This is a genomic window from Pseudomonas sp. LBUM1649 (genome assembly GCF_059716155.1).
The window spans coordinates 82,154-99,334 of record NZ_CP166807.1 but is presented as its reverse complement, the minus strand read 5'-3'; the positions used below and the strand labels follow the sequence as shown (position 1 = coordinate 99,334).

The 17,181-nt window shown below is 58.8% G+C and carries 21 protein-coding genes; 11 read left to right on the top strand and 10 right to left on the bottom strand.

What is annotated here, in order from left to right:
- Positions 1-122 precede the first annotated feature (122 nt).
- Both trpA and trpB read right to left on the bottom strand, forming a co-directional pair.
- The gene (gene trpA / locus ACA058_RS00490) at positions 123-935 is read right to left on the bottom strand and encodes a tryptophan synthase subunit alpha (protein WP_497637362.1); all 813 of its coding nucleotides are present in this window, start codon (positions 933-935) and stop codon (positions 123-125) included.
- The gene (gene trpB / locus ACA058_RS00485; RefSeq protein WP_497637361.1) at positions 935-2,170 is read right to left on the bottom strand and encodes a tryptophan synthase subunit beta; all 1,236 of its coding nucleotides are present in this window, start codon (positions 2,168-2,170) and stop codon (positions 935-937) included. Before trpB ends, trpA begins: the two co-directional genes overlap by 1 nt.
- Positions 2,171-2,294: 124 nt before the next feature.
- On the opposite strand from trpB, the gene ACA058_RS00480 reads away from it, so the two are divergent.
- The gene (locus ACA058_RS00480) at positions 2,295-3,212 is read left to right on the top strand and encodes a LysR family transcriptional regulator (RefSeq protein WP_497637360.1); all 918 of its coding nucleotides are present in this window, start codon (positions 2,295-2,297) and stop codon (positions 3,210-3,212) included.
- Here the strand turns inward: ACA058_RS00480 and ACA058_RS00475 are convergent.
- Positions 3,185-3,511 carry an ElaB/YgaM/YqjD family protein gene (locus ACA058_RS00475; protein WP_497637359.1) on the bottom strand — a complete coding sequence of 109 codons (327 nt, stop codon included), beginning with the start codon at positions 3,509-3,511 and terminating at the stop codon, positions 3,185-3,187. The genes ACA058_RS00480 and ACA058_RS00475 overlap by 28 nt on opposite strands.
- A gap of 155 nt (positions 3,512-3,666) precedes the next feature.
- Between ACA058_RS00475 and ACA058_RS00470 the strand changes: the two genes are divergently transcribed.
- Positions 3,667-3,882 carry a dodecin gene (locus ACA058_RS00470; protein WP_497637358.1) on the top strand — a complete coding sequence of 72 codons (216 nt, stop codon included), beginning with the start codon at positions 3,667-3,669 and terminating at the stop codon, positions 3,880-3,882.
- A 122-nt stretch (positions 3,883-4,004) separates the two neighbouring features.
- Positions 4,005-4,229: a DUF1161 domain-containing protein gene (locus ACA058_RS00465; RefSeq protein ID WP_459730113.1), complete on the top strand. Its 225-nt coding sequence runs from the start codon at positions 4,005-4,007 to the stop codon at positions 4,227-4,229.
- 75 nt (positions 4,230-4,304) lie between these two features.
- On the opposite strand, the gene ACA058_RS00460 is transcribed toward ACA058_RS00465, so the two are convergent.
- Complete coding sequence (locus ACA058_RS00460) at positions 4,305-5,306, bottom strand: LLM class flavin-dependent oxidoreductase (RefSeq protein ID WP_497637357.1); 1,002 nt, start codon at positions 5,304-5,306, stop codon at positions 4,305-4,307.
- Between the two features lie 240 nt (positions 5,307-5,546).
- On the opposite strand from ACA058_RS00460, the gene ACA058_RS00455 reads away from it, so the two are divergent.
- Together ACA058_RS00455 and ACA058_RS00450 are read left to right on the top strand one after the other, a co-directional pair.
- Positions 5,547-5,978 (top strand): OsmC family protein, encoded by a 432-nt coding sequence (locus ACA058_RS00455; RefSeq protein ID WP_497637356.1) that lies wholly within the window; start codon positions 5,547-5,549, stop codon positions 5,976-5,978.
- A gap of 188 nt (positions 5,979-6,166) precedes the next feature.
- Positions 6,167-6,400 (top strand): DUF1161 domain-containing protein, encoded by a 234-nt coding sequence (locus ACA058_RS00450; protein WP_150704204.1) that lies wholly within the window; start codon positions 6,167-6,169, stop codon positions 6,398-6,400.
- 6 nt (positions 6,401-6,406) lie between these two features.
- Here the strand turns inward: ACA058_RS00450 and ACA058_RS00445 are convergent, their stop codons facing one another.
- Complete coding sequence (locus tag ACA058_RS00445) at positions 6,407-6,826, bottom strand: PA0061/PA0062 family lipoprotein (RefSeq protein ID WP_497637355.1); 420 nt, start codon at positions 6,824-6,826, stop codon at positions 6,407-6,409.
- 40 nt (positions 6,827-6,866) lie between these two features.
- Positions 6,867-7,289, bottom strand: a complete 423-nt coding sequence (locus tag ACA058_RS00440) for a PA0061/PA0062 family lipoprotein (RefSeq protein ID WP_497637354.1) — start codon at positions 7,287-7,289, stop codon at positions 6,867-6,869.
- 59 nt (positions 7,290-7,348) lie between these two features.
- Between ACA058_RS00440 and ACA058_RS00435 the strand changes: the two genes are divergently transcribed.
- On the top strand, positions 7,349-8,425 hold the full coding sequence (locus tag ACA058_RS00435) for an aminopeptidase (protein WP_497637353.1): 1,077 nt from the start codon (positions 7,349-7,351) through the stop codon (positions 8,423-8,425).
- Between the two features lie 45 nt (positions 8,426-8,470).
- On the opposite strand, the gene ACA058_RS00430 is transcribed toward ACA058_RS00435, so the two are convergent.
- The gene (locus ACA058_RS00430; RefSeq protein WP_497637352.1) at positions 8,471-9,121 is read right to left on the bottom strand and encodes an HAD family hydrolase; all 651 of its coding nucleotides are present in this window, start codon (positions 9,119-9,121) and stop codon (positions 8,471-8,473) included.
- A gap of 28 nt (positions 9,122-9,149) precedes the next feature.
- Positions 9,150-9,695: a gamma carbonic anhydrase family protein gene (locus ACA058_RS00425; protein WP_497637351.1), complete on the bottom strand. Its 546-nt coding sequence runs from the start codon at positions 9,693-9,695 to the stop codon at positions 9,150-9,152.
- An 89-nt stretch (positions 9,696-9,784) separates the two neighbouring features.
- On the opposite strand from ACA058_RS00425, the gene prlC reads away from it, so the two are divergent.
- On the top strand, positions 9,785-11,836 hold the full coding sequence (gene prlC / locus ACA058_RS00420) for an oligopeptidase A (protein WP_497637350.1): 2,052 nt from the start codon (positions 9,785-9,787) through the stop codon (positions 11,834-11,836).
- Positions 11,833-12,120 (top strand): YheV family putative zinc ribbon protein, encoded by a 288-nt coding sequence (locus ACA058_RS00415; protein WP_497637349.1) that lies wholly within the window; start codon positions 11,833-11,835, stop codon positions 12,118-12,120. The genes prlC and ACA058_RS00415 overlap by 4 nt, the downstream gene beginning before the upstream one ends.
- Before the next feature lie 61 nt (positions 12,121-12,181).
- Here the strand turns inward: ACA058_RS00415 and ACA058_RS00410 are convergent, their stop codons facing one another.
- On the bottom strand, positions 12,182-12,487 hold the full coding sequence (locus tag ACA058_RS00410; RefSeq protein WP_497637348.1) for a hypothetical protein: 306 nt from the start codon (positions 12,485-12,487) through the stop codon (positions 12,182-12,184).
- 195 nt (positions 12,488-12,682) lie between these two features.
- Here ACA058_RS00410 and ACA058_RS00405 point away from each other — a divergent pair, with 195 nt between their 5' ends.
- The 3 genes from ACA058_RS00405 (at position 12,683) to ACA058_RS00395 (ending at position 16,334) form a co-directional block, all read left to right on the top strand.
- Entirely contained in the window at positions 12,683-13,741 is a 1,059-nt protein-coding gene (locus ACA058_RS00405; RefSeq protein ID WP_497637347.1) for a PA0069 family radical SAM protein, read from the top strand.
- Positions 13,742-13,982: 241 nt separating this feature from the next.
- Entirely contained in the window at positions 13,983-14,714 is a 732-nt protein-coding gene (locus tag ACA058_RS00400; protein ID WP_046818688.1) for a carbonic anhydrase, read from the top strand.
- Positions 14,715-14,804: 90 nt separating this feature from the next.
- Entirely contained in the window at positions 14,805-16,334 is a 1,530-nt protein-coding gene (locus ACA058_RS00395; protein WP_497637346.1) for a SulP family inorganic anion transporter, read from the top strand.
- A gap of 125 nt (positions 16,335-16,459) precedes the next feature.
- On the opposite strand, the gene ACA058_RS00390 is transcribed toward ACA058_RS00395, so the two are convergent.
- Positions 16,460-17,110 (bottom strand): hypothetical protein, encoded by a 651-nt coding sequence (locus tag ACA058_RS00390; RefSeq protein ID WP_497637345.1) that lies wholly within the window; start codon positions 17,108-17,110, stop codon positions 16,460-16,462.
- Positions 17,111-17,181: the final 71 nt, after the last annotated feature.

Genomic DNA, 17,181 nt, shown 5'->3' with positions numbered 1-17,181 from the left:
CGACGCCACCACCGCGAAGCCTTTCGCTACACGCTGATCAGAGCACCCCTTCGAGAATTTCGTAAACCGGTGCCCACCGCGATCAACAAGGCTCTAATTCCTCTGTATCAGGAACTTTACCTTCAGCTGACGCGAGCCTTACGCACGCCATCGGCCAACGCCGAGCACAGGCTCAGTACGCCATCCACAGCCTGTTCCGGCGTCGTGGCATTGGCAATGTGATCGATCAGTGCCGAACCCACGACCACGCCATCAGCCAGACGCGCGATGTTCGCCGCTTGCTCCGGCGTGCGGATGCCGAAACCGATGCTGATCGGCAGGTCGGTATGGCGACGCAGACGCGCCACCGCTTCTTCGACGTGCTCAAGGGTTGCCGCGCCAGCACCGGTCACACCGGCCACCGATACGTAGTACACAAACCCGGAGCTGCCGTTGAGGACTGTTGGCAGACGCACATCATCAGTGGTCGGTGTGGTCAGGCGGATGAAATCAATGCCCGCAGCCTGAGCCGGGTCGCACAGTTCACTGTTATGCTCCGGCGGCATGTCGACCACGATCAGGCCATCGACACCGGCTTCTTTCGCCTCGGCAATGAACCGTGGCACGCCGTATTTATGGATCGGATTGAAGTACCCCATCAGCACCAGCGGCGTTGCGTTGTTGTCCTTGCGGAACTCGCGAACCATGTCCAGGGTTTTCGCCAGGTTCTGCTTGGCTGCCAGGGCACGAATGTTGGCGAGCTGGATCGCCGGGCCATCAGCCATCGGATCGGTGAAAGGCATGCCCAGCTCGATCACGTCGGCACCCGCCGCCGGCAAGCCCTTGAGGATCGCCAGGGAGGTGTCGTAATCCGGGTCGCCCGCCGTGACGAAGGTCACCAGGGCAGCGCGATTCTGTTCCTTGAGTTCGGCAAAACGCGTTTGCAGGCGGCTCATCAGTGTTTCTCCTGCTTCGACTGCTCTTGTTGAGAGTGTTCCATATGGTGCATCACGGTCTGCATGTCTTTGTCCCCGCGACCCGACAGGTTGACCACCATCAGGTGATCTTTAGGCAGGGTCGGCGCGCGTTTGAACACTTCAGCCAGGGCATGGGCGCTTTCCAAGGCAGGAATGATCCCTTCCAGGCGGCAGCACTGGTGGAATGCCGCGAGTGCTTCGTCGTCGGTCACCGAGGTGTACTGGACACGACCGATGTCATGCAACCAGGCATGTTCCGGGCCGATGCCCGGGTAGTCGAGGCCAGCGGAGATCGAGTGGGCGTCGATGATCTGGCCATCGTCGTCCTGCAACAGGAAGGTCCGGTTGCCGTGCAGGACACCCGGTACGCCGCCGTTGAGGCTGGCGGCGTGCTTGCCGGTTTCGATGCCGTAGCCGGCCGCTTCCACGCCGATGATCTCAACGCTCTTGTCATCCAGGAACGGGTGGAACAGGCCCATGGCGTTGGAACCACCGCCAATGCACGCCACCAGGCTGTCCGGCAGGCGGCCTTCCTGGGCTTGCAGCTGGTCACGGGTTTCCTTGCCGATAACGGCCTGGAAGTCGCGAACCATCGCCGGGTAAGGGTGCGGCCCGGCCACGGTGCCGATCAAGTAGAAGGTGCTGTCGACGTTGGTCACCCAATCGCGCAGGGCTTCGTTCATCGCATCCTTCAGGGTGCCTGTACCGGCCACGACCGGGATCACTTCGGCGCCCAGCAGCTTCATGCGGAACACGTTGGCCTGCTGGCGTTCGATGTCAGTAGTGCCCATGTAGATCACGCAGTCCAGGCCGAAACGTGCGGCCACGGTGGCCGTCGCCACACCGTGCATGCCGGCGCCGGTTTCGGCGATGATGCGTTTCTTGCCCATGCGCCGCGCCAGCAGGATCTGGCCGATGCAGTTGTTGATCTTGTGCGCGCCGGTGTGGTTGAGCTCTTCACGCTTGAGATAAATCTTTGCGCCGCCGCAGAATTCGGTCAGACGCTCGGCGAAATAAAGCGGGCTTGGACGACCGACGTAGTCGCGCTGGAAGTAGGCCAGTTCTTCCTTGAATGCAGGATCTTCCTTGGCCACTTCGTATTCACGGGCCAGATCGAGGATCAGCGGCATCAGGGTTTCGGCAACATAACGGCCGCCGAACGCGCCAAACAGGCCGTTGGCGTCAGGGCCGTTGCGCAGATTAGTCTGGGTCATTTGGCGCTCCAGTTGAATGCGTAGGATTGATGCATAAAGAGATAGTGGGCTCACTCTACCCCTGACGCCCTGAGCTGAAAACCGATAAGATCGCTGCAACCTGTCAGGAAAACTCACAGATCATATGAGCCACGACCTTCCACCCTTGAACGCCCTGCGCGCCTTCGAAGCCACGGCCCGCCTGAACAGCGTCAGTCAGGCCGCCGAACAGCTGCACGTCACTCATGGTGCGGTCAGCCGGCAGCTGAAAGTGCTTGAAGAACACCTCGGTGTGAGTCTGTTCATCAAGGACGGGCGCGGCCTGAAACTCACAGATGCAGGCATACGTTTGCGAGACGCCAGCGCTGAAGCATTCGAGCGCTTGCGCAACGTGTGCGCCGAGCTCACGCAAAGCACCGCCGATGCGCCGTTCGTCCTTGGCTGCTCGGGAAGCCTGCTGGCGCGCTGGTTCATACCGCGTCTGGGGCGGCTGAACGCTGACATGCCCGACCTGCGCCTGCATCTGTCGGCCGGCGAAGGCGATCTCGATCCCCGTCGCCCGGGCCTGGATGCCCTGTTGGTGTTTGCCGAACCGCCCTGGCCCGCTGATATGCAGGTCTTCGAACTGGCCAGCGAATGGATCGGCCCGGTCATGAGCCCACGGTTCGCCGGTTATGAGCGCTTGAAAACGGCGCCGGCCAAAGCGCTGCTCACTGAATCCTTGCTGCACACCACTTCGCGCCCGCAAGCCTGGCCCAGTTGGGCGCAGCAAAGCGGCCTCGACGCCAAAGCGTTGAAGTATGGACAGGGTTTCGAACATTTGTATTACTTGTTGGAAGCGGCCGTGGCCGGGCTGGGTGTGGCGATTGCCCCCGAGCCGCTGGTGGCCGAGGACTTGAAGGCAGGTCGCCTGGTCGCCCCCTGGGGATTTTGCGAAACACCCGCTCACCTGGCCTTGTGGCTACCCAAGCGCGCCGCGGATGGGCGCGCCAGGCAACTGGCGCAATGGCTCAAGAATGAGCTGCGCCAGACAGATCATTCCCCGCGTCTAAACAGCAGGTAGGCCGCCAACAGGCCCAACGCACCGACGGCAACACCGGCAGTCGTCCAAGGGTGCTCCTGCGCGTAATCCCGAGTGGCAATTCCGGTTTCACGGGTTTTGACCTTGACCTCTTCATAGGCATCCGTGAGCAGATGGCGCGAATGCCTCAAAGCGTTCTCGGCATTGCCTTTAAGCACCTTGAGGGTTTTACGCGACTCGTCCGAGGCGTCGTCCTTCAGGCTTTCCAAGGATTTGAGCAGACTCTCGATCTCCGCTTCCATGCTTTGCAATGAGGCTTTGCGTAACGAGCTGTTGGCCATGGTGGCTCTCCTGCATTGTTGATGAGTGGCGTGTGTGGTTGGGACTTCAGGAACTCGAGAAAGTGCAGTAAATGTGAGCTTCCATGTCGCACCGACCGAAGGCGTAAGACAGAAAATCACTGCTAGGCTGTATTTCACACCCTAAGGAGAACGCCATGACTGACCATCACACCTATAAGAAAGTCGAACTCGTCGGCTCGTCCCCCAGCAGCATTGAAGACGCGATCAACAACGCGCTGGCCGAGGCCAGCAAAAGTCTCAAGTACATGGAATGGTTTGAAGTGACCGAAACCCGCGGCCATATCAAGGACGGCAAGGCTGCGCACTTCCAGGTGACGCTCAAGGTCGGGTTCCGGATTGCCAGCAGCTGACGTTGGTCTAGTCTTCTGAACTTGCGCGCTGGCCGAGTGCCATAGGGAATGGCAATGCGCTCGCTGCGTCTTCCGGCCAATGGCTGGATGCCTTTTTTTTATCCGACCAGAGAATGCGACCGATGAAGAAGTTTATTTTGGCGGTAGGTTTGTTGAGCCTGGCGGGTACTGCCTTTGCTGACGGCGGCAAGTCCTGCGAAGAGTTGAAAGCCGAGATCGCAGCAAAGCTCGATGCCAAGGGTGTTTCCGGCTATTCGCTGGAAATCGTCGACAAAGGCAATGCGTCTGGCGGAAAAATCGTCGGCACCTGCGAAAAGGGCAGCAAGGAAATAGTCTACAAACGGTAGCCCCAACAAACGGTAGCCCCAACCGATTGCTAGCTAAAAACCGACGCCAGCGTCGGCTTTTAGCGGTTAGCGTGCTCAGCCCTTCATGACCTGAGCCAGCAGCTCATAGGAATGCAGACGATCCGCGTGTTCGTACAGGTCGCAGGTGAAAATCAGTTCGTCGGCCTGGGTCTGCTCGATCAGCACTTCCAGCCTGGCGCGGATTTTTTGCGGGCTGCCGATCATCGCCAACCCCAGGAAATCGCTGACGGCTTCTTTCTCATGTGGCAGCCACAGCCCGTCCATAGTCTTCACCGGCGGGCGCTGCACCAGGCTCTGACCACGCATCAGCGCGAGAATGCGCTGGAATACCGAGGTCGCCAGGTAGTCGGCCTGCTCATCCGTGTCGGCGGCCACCAGCGGCACGCCGAGCATCACGTAAGGCTTGTCCAGCACTGCAGAAGGCTTGAAATGATTGCGGTAGACGCGAATTGCCTCATGCATCAAGCGCGGAGCGAAATGTGAAGCGAAGGCGTAGGGCAGACCGCGCTCCCCTGCCAGCTGCGCACTGAACAGGCTTGAGCCCAGCAGCCAGATCGGAACATTCGTACCGGTCCCCGGCATCGCGATGATGCGCTGGTCCGGCGTACGCGGGCCGAGATAACGCACCAGTTCGGCCACATCTTCCGGAAAGTCGTCGGCGCTGCCGGAGCGCTCGCGGCGCAGCGCACGAGCCGTCATCTGATCGGAACCGGGCGCACGGCCAAGCCCCAGGTCGATGCGCCCCGGATACAGGCTTTCAAGCGTGCCGAATTGTTCGGCGATCACCAGCGGCGCATGGTTGGGCAACATGACCCCGCCGGAGCCGACACGAATGGTCGAAGTACCACCGGCCAGATAGCCGAGCAGCACGGAGGTCGCAGAACTCGCAATGCCGTCCATGTTGTGGTGTTCGGCAACCCAGAACCGGTTATAACCAAATTTCTCGACATGCTGCGCCAGGTCCAGCGAGTTGCGCAACGACTGGGCAGCGCTGCCGTTCTCCCGCACGGGCACCAGATCGAGGGTCGAGAATTTGATATCGGACAGTCGTTTCATGAACCTGCTTCTCCAATTGAGGGCGCAGGTTTTTTGTTACAAACGAAAACCTGCCGAATCCATAAGCGTGTTTCATGCAATGAGGGCATATACCCGAGTTTCAATAGCACGGCGAAATTTACTGACAAAAAAGCCGAGCGATCAGATGCGCTGAACTTTGCTCCCCGGTCTATCCTCAGAACCCTAGCGACCGAAACCACGACGGCGCGACGCTTCGCGCCGGATCTTGAGGAGACAGGCATGGCTATCACAAAGAAAGCATCGGCCCACTGGGAAGGTGATCTGAAAACCGGCATCGGCTCGATTTCCACCGAAACCGGGGTGCTCAGGGATGCGCCCTACGGCTTCAAGGCCCGCTTTGAAGGCGGCAAGGGCACCAATCCGGAAGAGTTGATCGGTGCGGCCCACGCGGGCTGTTTCTCCATGGCGTTTTCGATGATTCTCGGTGAGGCTGGCCTCAAGGCAGACAGCATCGATACCAACGCCGAAGTGACCCTGGATCAGGTAGAAGGTGGTTTTGCGATCACGGCCGTGAAATTGATTCTCAAGGCAAAAATCCCCGGCGCGAGCCAGGCGCAGTTCGATGAGTTGAGCAACAAGGCCAAAGAGGGCTGTCCGGTATCCAAGGTGCTGAATGCGAAAATCAGCCTGGACGCTACTTTAGTCAGCTAAATTCGCATTGAAACGAAAAGATCGCAGCCTGCGGCAGCTCCTACAGATTGACGCTGATCCTGTAGGAGCTGCCGCAGGCTGCGATCTTTTTTGCGTAATGCCAGATTTGCCGGGTAAAACTGTGGTCGAATAAATGACAGCAGCAAAAACGCATGACCTGTGCGCGCTGCCTCAAGGGAGCTTCAACCATGAAACGTTTTGCCTTGGCGGTTATCTGTTGCGCCCTGGCCACTTCGGCCCTGGCGGCACCAAAACCTTGTGAAGAACTCAAGGCCGAAATCGAAGCCAAGATCCAGGCCCGAGGGGTGACGTCCTACACTTTGGAAATCGTTACCAATGACGAAGTGCACGATCAGAACATGGTCGTTGGCTCGTGCGAAGGCGGCACCAAGAAAATCATCTACCAGAAGAATGACCGTTGACCGGAGCTACGGCACACAGTTGATCTGGCCCTCTTCGGCGACGATCTCGCGCTTGGCGTTATACAGGCGCGCTTCAGGGGTGAATGCCATGGAGCGGGCTTCTAAAAGATAACGCTGACCGGCTTCGAAATGATCGTATTTGACGATCATGTAGCACAGCCGCTCCGTGGAACCACCGAACAAGTCCGAGCCCCCGCCTGGCACTTCAAAATCGAAGCGCACGGTCAGTTCGTGGCTACCGGGGGTGACCTGGAAAAAACGCCCGTCGCGCAAGCGTTGGTTATCCAATCGCTCGGCCATCAGCAATTTATCGTTAGGGAACGGCGTAGAGAAGTCGACCCACGCCATGTGCGGATTGGCCGCCGGCATCGGCGTCGAGCAGCCGGCCACTGCACTTGCGACCAGTAACAGCATCAACCTGCGCATGATGAATGTCCCAATGTCGGGATGTTCAGAATAGCGCCGATCAGATCCGTTGGCAGCCCGCCGGTGTGCCCTGGCCAATCACTTTTCGCTGTTGATCATAAAGCTTGGCCCATGGCCGGAAGCCGATATTCCCCGCTTGCAGTTGATAGCGCTCGCCCGCGTTGAAGTCGTTGAATTTGACATTCATCTGGCAATCACGCCACAGCGGTTCGGCATCGGGACCGATATTGGTGGGCTGGACCGGGAACTGGTAGCGAACGGTCAGCTCATGGCTGCCGGGTTGAACCTCGAAATAGCGGTTGTCGGTGGCCGCCTTGTTGTCCACCTCGACCGCCAGCAGGGCCGTGTCTTCCTGATGCGATTCCAGATCGATCCATGCTTGCGTCGGATCATGGTGAGGTAATCCGAATCCAGCACAACCGGCCAGCATCAGCAGGCCTCCCGTCAGCATCAACTTGCGCATAGCGGAGCTCCAGTCAAGCGGGATAGTCTTGCGAGCAGACTCTCCAGGGATTTTTTATTTTGATCAGGCCGCGTCGAAGCCTTGGGTTACTTGATCGCGTTTTACGCATTTTGTTTCCGGGTGTGTTGTTTTTGTTGCTCAACGGTTGTTCCAGCGTCAGCTACTACAGTCAGTTGGCCAGTGGTCAGTTACAATTGCTGCGGGCACGGGAGCCCGTTGCCCGCGTGATTGCCGATCCACAGCGCGATCAGAAACTGCGTATGCACCTGGCCCAATCACAAAGGGCCCGGACCTTCGCCAGCCAGCAACTGCACCTGCCGGACAATCAGAGTTACCGCTTGTATGCCGACATTGGCCGTCCCTATGTAGTCTGGAACGTTTTTGTCACGCCGGAATTTTCCCTGAAGCCACAAAACCATTGCTTCCCCATCGCCGGTTGCGTGGCCTATCGCGGTTATTACAGCCAGAGCGCGGCTCGCGGTGAGGCGGCGCTGCAGCGCCTGCAAGGCATGGACGTGTCCATCGGTGGAGTAGAAGCCTATTCGACCCTGGGCTGGTTCAACGATCCGATCATGAACTCAATGATGGGCTGGGGCGATGAACGCCTGGCCACGCTGATCTTTCATGAACTCGCGCATCAGCGCATTTATGTGAAAGATGACACTGAGTTCAACGAATCATTCGCCACCTTCGTCGAGCAGGAAGGTACCCGCCAATGGCGGGCATTTCGCAACCTGCCGCCGGACAGCGCGGTGCTGTCGCAACAACGGGATCAGTTCATTCAGCTGATCTTGAATACCCGCACCCGGCTTGAAGAACTGTACAGCCTGCCGCTGCCGCCTGAACAAATGCGCCAGCGTAAAGCTGAGGCATTCGAACAGATGCGCGCCGAATACCAACAGATGCGTGATAGACAATGGGCCGGGGACAAACGTTACGACGTGTGGATCAATGCGCCGATGAATAATGCGCGGCTGCTGCCGTTCGGTCTTTACGACCAGTGGGTGCCGGCATTTGCGGCGTTGTTCAAGCAAGAGGGTGGGGATTGGTTGAAGTTTTATGCGCAGGTCGAGAAGTTGGGGGCGTTGCCTGTTGGTGTGCGCAAGGCGGCGCTGAAGGATTTGGCTGGATCATAAATCTTCAGTGGCAATGAGATCCTCTTCGCGGGCAAGGCGATTTGACTAGCCCAGCAAAAACGCCTGATGCATTTCGTCCAGCGTTTCAAAATGATAAGTCGGTGCTTCGGCACTCAACTCCTCCCGACTGCCAAACCCATAACCCACCGCCGCCGCATCCAGCCCGTTGCGGCGCGCACCGATCAGGTCGTGCTTGCGGTCGCCGATCATCAGGGTACGGGCCGGGTCGAGGCCTTCTTCGGCCACCAGGTGAGCGATCAGTTCGACTTTATTGGTCCGGGTGCCGTCCAGTTCGCTGCCGTAGATCACCTTGAAGTGTTTGGCGAAGTCGAAATGCCGAGCGATTTCTTGGGCGAAAACCCAGGGTTTGGAGGTCGCGATGTACAACTGTCGCCCTTGTCCGCCGAGCGTTTCCAACAACGGCGTGACACCGTCGAACACGCGGTTTTCGTACAACCCGGTGACCTTGAAGCGCTCACGGTAGAAGTTCACCGCCTCCCAGGCCTTGGCCTCGTCGAAGTCATAGAACTGCATGAAGGCCTGCAACAAGGGCGGGCCGATGAAGTGTTCGAGCTTGGTCAGGTCGGGTTCATCGATGCCCAGCTTGCCCAGGGCAAACTGAATCGAACGGGTAATGCCTTCGCGCGGGTCGGTCAGGGTGCCATCAAGGTCGAACAGAACGGTTTGGTAATGCATGAAGATTCCTGGGCAATAACGAGACGTTTCAGATCCGGTCGTAGCCTTCGGCCAGATGCAGATCCTTGAGCTTCACGTAGTTCGCCGCGCTGTAGGTGAAAAAGGCTTGTTCCTTGTCGGTCAGGGGCCGGATCTGCTTCACCGGGCTGCCCACATACAGAAAACCGCTTTCCAGGCGTTTACCCGGAGGTACCAAGCTTCCGGCACCGATAATGACGTCGTCGGCGACCACCGCGCCGTCCATGACGATGCTGCCCATGCCGATCAGAACCCGGCTGCCCACCGTGCAGCCATGCAGCATGACTTTATGGGCGATGGTCACGTCGTCGCCAATCAGCAACGGGAAACCGTCGGGGTTGAACGGCCCGGCATGGGTGATGTGCAGCACGCAGCCATCCTGCACGCTGGTACGTGCACCGATGCGGATGCGGTGCATGTCGCCGCGGATCACCGTCAATGGCCATACCGAGCTGTCTTCGCCGATCTCGACATCGCCGATCACCACCGCCGAGCCGTCGACAAAAGCGCCCTTGCCGAGCAATGGCGTGTGATTCTGGTACTTGCGAAGGTTCACGATAGGATTTCTCTCTGTTGCTGATAGCTGCGGTGAGCGTCGATTGTAATTAAGATGGCTGCATGTTTCTTCCAGCCAAGGTGCCAACCGTGAGCGTGAACAACCCTCTTTTGCAGTCCTACGACCTGCCGCCGTTCTCCGCGATCCGTGCCGAGCACGTGCAACCGGCCATTGAACAGATCCTGGCTGACAACCGCGCCGCCATTATCGAGATCCTCAAGACCCAGGGCAAACAACCGACCTGGGCCGGCCTGGTGCTGGCAATGGACGAGCTCAACGACCGCCTGGGTGCGGCGTGGAGTCCGGTCAGCCACTTGAATGCCGTGTGCAACAGTGCCGAACTGCGTGAAGCCTACGAGGCTTGCCTGCCGGCCTTGAGCGCCTACTCCACGGAATTGGGCCAGAACCGTGAACTGTTCCAGGCCTATGAAGCCTTGGCCAACAGCCCGGAAGCCGACGGTTTCGACGTAGCGCAGAAAACTATCCTGGAACACGCCCTGCGCGATTTCCGTCTGTCGGGTATCGACCTGCCGGAAGCCGAGCAGAAGCGTTACGCCCAAGTGCAGAGCAAACTGTCGGAGCTGGGCAGCCGCTTCTCCAACCAACTGCTGGATGCTACCCAGGCCTGGACCAAGCACATCACCGACGAAGCCGCCCTCGCCGGCTTGACCGATTCGGCCAAGGCGCAAATGGCCGCCGCTGCGCAAGCCAAGGACCTCGATGGCTGGCTGATCACCCTGGAATTCCCGAGCTACTACGCGGTGATGACCTACGCCCACGACCGCGCTCTGCGCGAAGAAGTCTACGCCGCCTACTGCACCCGTGCGTCCGACCAAGGTCCGAATGCCGGCCAGAACGATAACGGCCCGGTCATGCAGGAAATCCTCGACCTGCGTCAGGAACTGGCAAAACTCCTGGGCTTCGCCAGCTTCTCGGAGCTGAGCCTGGCCACCAAAATGGCCGAATCCAGCGATCAGGTGCTGAGTTTCCTGCGCGACCTGGCCAAGCGCAGCAAACCGTTCGCCGCCCAGGACCTGCAACAGCTCAAGGCTTATGCCGCCGAACAAGGCTGCCTGGACCTGCAAAGCTGGGACAGCGGTTTCTACGGCGAAAAACTTCGCGAGCAGCGTTACAGCGTTGCCCAGGAAGCCCTGCGCGCCTACTTCCCGATCGATAAAGTACTGGGCGGCCTGTTCGCCATCGTGCAACGCTTGTACGGCATCGAGATCGCCGAGCAGCAAGGCTTCGACACCTGGCACCCGGATGTGCGCCTGTTCGAGATCAAGGAAAACGGTCAGCACGTAGGCCGCTTCTTCTTCGACCTTTACGCCCGCGCCAACAAACGCGGTGGTGCCTGGATGGACGGTGCTCGTGATCGTCGTCGCACCGCCGAGGGCTTGCTGCAGAGCCCGGTGGCCAACCTGGTGTGCAACTTCACCCCGGCCGACAGCGGCAAGCCTGCGCTGCTGACCCACGATGAAGTCACCACCCTGTTCCACGAGTTCGGTCATGGACTGCATCACCTGCTGACCCGCGTCGAACACGCCGGGGTGTCCGGCATCAACGGTGTGGCCTGGGACGCGGTCGAGCTGCCAAGCCAATTCATGGAAAACTGGTGCTGGGAGCCCGAGGGGCTGGCGCTGATCTCCGGTCACTATGAAACCGGCGAACCACTGCCGCAGGACCTGCTGCAGAAAATGCTCGCGGCGAAAAACTTCCAGTCCGGCCTGATGATGGTCCGCCAACTGGAGTTCTCGCTGTTCGACTTCGAACTGCACGCCACCCACGGCGACGGCCGCAGCGTGCTGCAAGTGCTTGAAGGCGTACGCGACGAGGTGTCGGTGATGCGTCCTCCGGCCTACAACCGTTTCCCGAACAGCTTCGCGCACATTTTCGCCGGTGGTTACGCGGCGGGTTACTACAGCTACAAATGGGCTGAAGTGCTCTCGGCCGATGCTTTCTCCAAGTTCGAGGAAGAAGGCGTGCTCAATGCCGATACCGGCCGAGCGTTCCGTGAAGCGATCCTGGCGCGCGGCGGTTCTCAAGAGCCTATGGTGCTGTTCGTCGACTTCCGTGGTCGTGAGCCGTCGATTGACGCACTCTTGCGCCACAGCGGCCTGAGTGAGGGCGCGGCAGCATGAGTAAGAGTCCCGTGATTACCAAACGACGCTTTATCGCCGGCGCGGTTTGCCCGGCCTGCAGCGAGCCGGACAAGTTGATGATGTGGAGCGAAGACGACGTACCGCATCGCGAATGCGTGGCCTGCGGTTATTCCGATACGCTGAATGAACAAGGCCTGTCCGTTCCCAAGGAACTGGGCACACGAGTCAATACTTCCGCACTCAAGCCTGCGGACACCAAGGTTCAGGCCGTGCAGTTTTTTCCGAATCCGAAGCTGAAGAAAAAGCCTGACGAACAACATTGAGTAAAAAACGACATCTCTCACGACGCAACGCCGTGAGAGATGTCGCTCAGGCGAGTTTCAGTCAAGGGTTGGAAATGCTGACATAGGCTTTGGCCAGCGCCAGTAGTTTCACCATGTCCTCGGCGTCAATATCGCCGTCACCATCGACATCTTTATTGAAGTTACGGATCTTGAATGATTGTCCCCCATCATTTGAGGATGCGATGAGGGTGGTGGAGTCCAGAAAAGCGGTGGTCGTCGCGAAATTTTTAGCATCCCAAGTCTCTTCTTTCAATGCGAACTGCATTGATACAAGCACTTCATTTGGATTGACGGCACTCGGACCAAGTTTTTGTAAAAAAATACCGCGGCGATTAAACATCGACATAATTAAATCCTTTTAATTAATACTCAGATCAATGCATGGAGTGACCGCAACAATACCGGTACTTGGCGCGATTCAACCAGACGCGATATGTATCGTTCAATGACTGCGAGACCAATCCGAAGAGCTGCCCAACGGCACTGGTCACTCGAATCTTCCACGTACACTGTATAGACATACAGCATACGAGCTATCCCCATGAACACGCCATTGCCTCCTCGCGGTCGCGGCACCGCAACCAACCCACACAACCGCTTCGCACCCCATCGCTCGGTGGCCGAGGACGACGGCTGGCACCAGGAAGCGCCGATGACTCAAGGCACCGAGGTGTCCATCGAGACCGCGAAAACCATCATCACCCGCAATAATTCACCGGACCTGCCCTTCGATCGATCGATCAATCCTTATCGCGGCTGCGAGCACGGTTGCATCTACTGTTATGCACGGCCCAGCCACGCCTATTGGGACATGTCGCCAGGTCTGGATTTCGAGACGAAGCTGATCGCCAAGACCAACGCTGCGGACATATTGGAGGAACAGCTCTCCAGGCGTGGCTACCAATGTGCGCCCATCAACCTGGGGTCCAACACCGATCCTTATCAGCCCATCGAGCGCGAGTACAAGATCACTCGCCAAACCCTCGAAGTGCTGCTGCGCTACCGTCATCCGGTGACAATCGTGACCAAAGGCTCGTTGATTCTGCGCGATCTGGACCTACTGGCCGAACTGGCCCGACAAAGGCTGGTGGCGGTGATGATCAGCCTGACCACTCTGGACGACGAGCTCAAACGCATTCTTGAACCCCGCGCTGCGGCCCCCAAGGCCCGACTGCGGGCGATCAGGGTGTTGCGCGAAGCGGGGGTTCCGGTGGGCGTGCTGTGTTCACCCATGATTCCGATGATCAACGACAGCGAAATCGAAAGTCTGCTCACAGAGGCCCATGCCGCCGGGGCACAGAGCGCCGCTTACATGATGTTGCGTTTGCCCCTGGAAGTCGCGCCCCTGTTCGAAGAATGGCTGGCTGCCCACTATCCGCAACGTGCGGCCCATGTCCTGAGCCTGATTCGCCAGAGCCGTGGCGGCGAGCTATACGACAGTCGCTTTGGCGCACGCATGCGCGGTGAAGGTCCCTTTGCCGATTTGTTGGCACAACGTTTTGCCAAAGCCATCAAGCGCCTGGGGCTCAACCATCGGGAAGGCTTTAACCTGGACTGCGAAACCTTTTGTCCGCCGGGTCGCCAAATGTCGTTGATTTGAGGACAATTAGCCTATGGTTGAGTACTGTGGAACGCGCTCAGCTCTTGGGCCAGTCACGTTTTTTGTGACCTGGAACACAGGTTCTAGAGCGTTTTTTTCAGTTTGAGTTAAGATTCGACGGCTACCTTGTTCATCGAGTGACTGACGGGCCGAGCTTGACGACCTGGATGTTTTTAAACAGCCACTGGCTTCACACCGGACAAAACGGGAATATCCCTGACTCCGCCAAAGAGGATGAATCATGAGTGACAAGGATAAACAGCCGTTGGCTGCGTCGGCTTCTGCCCAACCCGAGGCGGAAACCGCCGATGCAGCGCTGCAGCATATCGTTGACGGCTTTTTGCATTTTCATCATGAGATCTTTCCGCAACAGGAAGAACTCTTCAAAAAACTCGCCACGGCCCAGCGGCCGCGAGCCATGTTCATCGCGTGCGCCGATTCGCGCATTGTTCCCGAACTGATCACGCACAGCGCCCCCGGCGACCTGTTCGTGACCCGCAACGTCGGTAACGTTGTGCCACCTTACGGGCAAATGAACGGTGGTGTTTCCACGGCCATTGAGTACGCCGTGCTGGCACTTGGCGTACATCACATCATTATTTGCGGGCACTCCGATTGCGGCGCCATGCGCGCGGTACTCAACCCGCAAAGCCTGGAAAAGATGCCCACGGTCAAAGCCTGGCTGCGGCATGCCGAAGTGGCCAAGACCATGGTTCAGGAAAACTGCAACTGCGCTGACGAAAACGAAAGCATGCACATCCTCACCGAGGAAAATGTGATCGCGCAGTTGCAGCATTTGCGCACTCACCCCTCGGTGGCCTCGCGCATGGCCAATGGTCAGTTGTTTATCCACGGTTGGGTCTACAACATCGAAACCAGCGAAATAAAAGCCTACGACGCCGACAAGGGTTGTTTCCTGCCGCTTAATGGCAGCCTGCCTATTCCGGTTGCGACGCCCAAAGCGCGCTTCTAAATCCTCCTAAATACCTGTGTGGTTTAGTCGAGGCTGCCGATCAGGCAGCCTGGCTTCGCCATGCCTGAAGAAAACTTCGGGAGAATCATCATGCGTGCTGCGCAACTTAAAGCTGTGCTGCCACGGGAGCTGTTGGCTTCGGTGGTTGTGTTTCTGGTCGCCCTGCCCCTGTGCATGGGCATTGCCATTGCTTCGGGACTGCCACCCGCCAAAGGCCTGATCACCGGGATCATCGGTGGACTGGTGGTCGGTTGGCTGGCCGGCTCGCCGTTGCAAGTCAGCGGCCCGGCGGCAGGCCTGGCGGTGTTGGTGTTCGAACTGGTACGCCAGCATGGTGTGTCCATGCTCGGGCCGATCCTGCTGTTGGCGGGCTTTCTACAACTGGTCGCCGGTCGGTTAAAACTGGGCTGCTGGTTTCGCGTGACAGCGCCCGCCGTTGTCTACGGCATGCTCGCCGGGATCGGGGTGTTGATCGTCCTGTCACAGCTGCACGTGATGCTCGACGCCACGCCCAAGCCCTCGGGGCTGGATAACCTGGCAGCCTTCCCGGCCGTCGTAGCTCAGGCGTTGCCATCCTTTGGCTGGCAGGCCGGTTTGCTCGGGTTGGGAACGATCGCCGTGATGTGGCTGTGGGAAAAGCTGCGCCCCCATTCCCTGCGCTTCGTTCCCGGTGCGCTGCTCGGAGTCGGGATTGCCACCGTCGTCAGCCTGGTCTTGGCGCTGCAAGTCAAGCGGGTGGAAGTGCCGGCCAACCTGGCCGAAGCCATCGACTGGCTGAAACCTGCGGACTTACTGAACCTGGCTGACCCCACGCTGCTGATCGCGGCGTTCGCAGTAGCGTTCATCGCCAGCGCCGAAACCCTGCTATCCGCCGCGGCAGTTGACCGCATGCACAGTGGCCAACGTTCGGACTTCGACCGCGAACTGTCTGCCCAAGGCGTCGGCAACATGCTTTGCGGATTGCTCGGCGCGCTGCCGATGACCGGGGTGATCGTACGCAGCTCGGCCAACGTCCAGGCCGGTGCCACCACGCGCTATTCGACGATTTTCCACGGATTGTGGCTGTTGGCGTTCGTGTTGTTGCTGTCGAGCGTACTGCAAAGCATTCCGGTGGCGAGCCTGGCCGGTGTGCTGGTTTACACGGGTTTCAAACTGGTCGATCTCAAAGCTTTTCGCGGTTTGGGTCGATACGGTCGGATGCCGATGTTCACGTACGCTGCGACAGCGCTGGCGATCATTTTCACTGACCTGCTGACAGGCGTGCTGGTCGGCTTCGGTTTGACCCTGGTGAAACTGGCGCTGAAAGCTTCACGGCTGAAAATAAGCCTGATCGACCTTCCACAGGACGGCGAGATGGAGCTGCGCCTTATGGGGGCGGCGACCTTTCTCAAGGTGCCGGCGTTGACCCGGGTACTGGGCAGCATTGCGCCGGGTGCGACGGTGCATGTGCCGCTCAACAACCTGACCTACATCGATCACTCGTGCCTGGAGTTGCTGGAGGAATGGGGACGAGCCAATGCGGCCAAGGGTTCGAAATTGTTGATTGAGCCGCGGGGATTGAAGCGTCGGCTTGAAGGGCGGGTACGGACTACGGTTGGCGTCGGATCGCCAGCGGTATAACAACAATGTCCTGTGGGAGCGAGCCTGCTCGCGATGGACTCAAGAGCGCCGCGTTTAGTCAGTAAACACGCGTTATCGTTAACGACCATCGCGAGCAAGCTCGCTCCTACAAGGGTAATGCGAACCTACGCCACCGGCTGTTCCAGGTCCAGGCCCACGCCCAGGCGGCGGGACATGCACGGCCAGCGCTTCCACGCAGCGCCGGTGTCCGGGCTGCTGAGTTTGTCGCGGTAGGCTTCTACCGATTCCAGCGCAAAGCTGGCTTCGTTAAGCATCTCGTCGATGGCGTGATGCACCGCCTCATCCAGTTGGTTAGCGAACTCCTCACCGATCAATTGATGAGCAATCAGGTTGGCGACAGTCATGTCCAAGGGGATCAGTGGCTGGCCAAGATGCTTGATGTACAGGTCATTGACCTCTTCGACGAACCGGTGCGCCAGATAGGCTTCGTCCAGCAGGCTGTCGAGCCCGACGTGCCCGGCCATGATCGCCGGCGGCTGGAGGAAGTACTGTTCGGCGATTTTCAGCACCGGCTTGACCTGCGATTCGATACCCGCTTCCCTGGCGACTTCATTGGCTGCATCCAGCAGGTCAGGCACTTCGTCGATGTAGGCGGCGACAAAACGCGCCAGGACGCCGTTGGCATCAGCCTCCGGTAACTGGATCGCGCGGTGTAGATGAGGCAGTTGGGTTTCCAGCTGACGCGTCAGCAGGCCGGTCTCGGCTTCGTGTTGTCGGGCTTTTTGGATCTGCTCGCGCAATGCGGCGGTGTTCATGAAAACTCCAGGAAACAAGGCAATGAAATAGGGATGACATAACTTAGCTGGCATACGAAAAATGCTAAGAC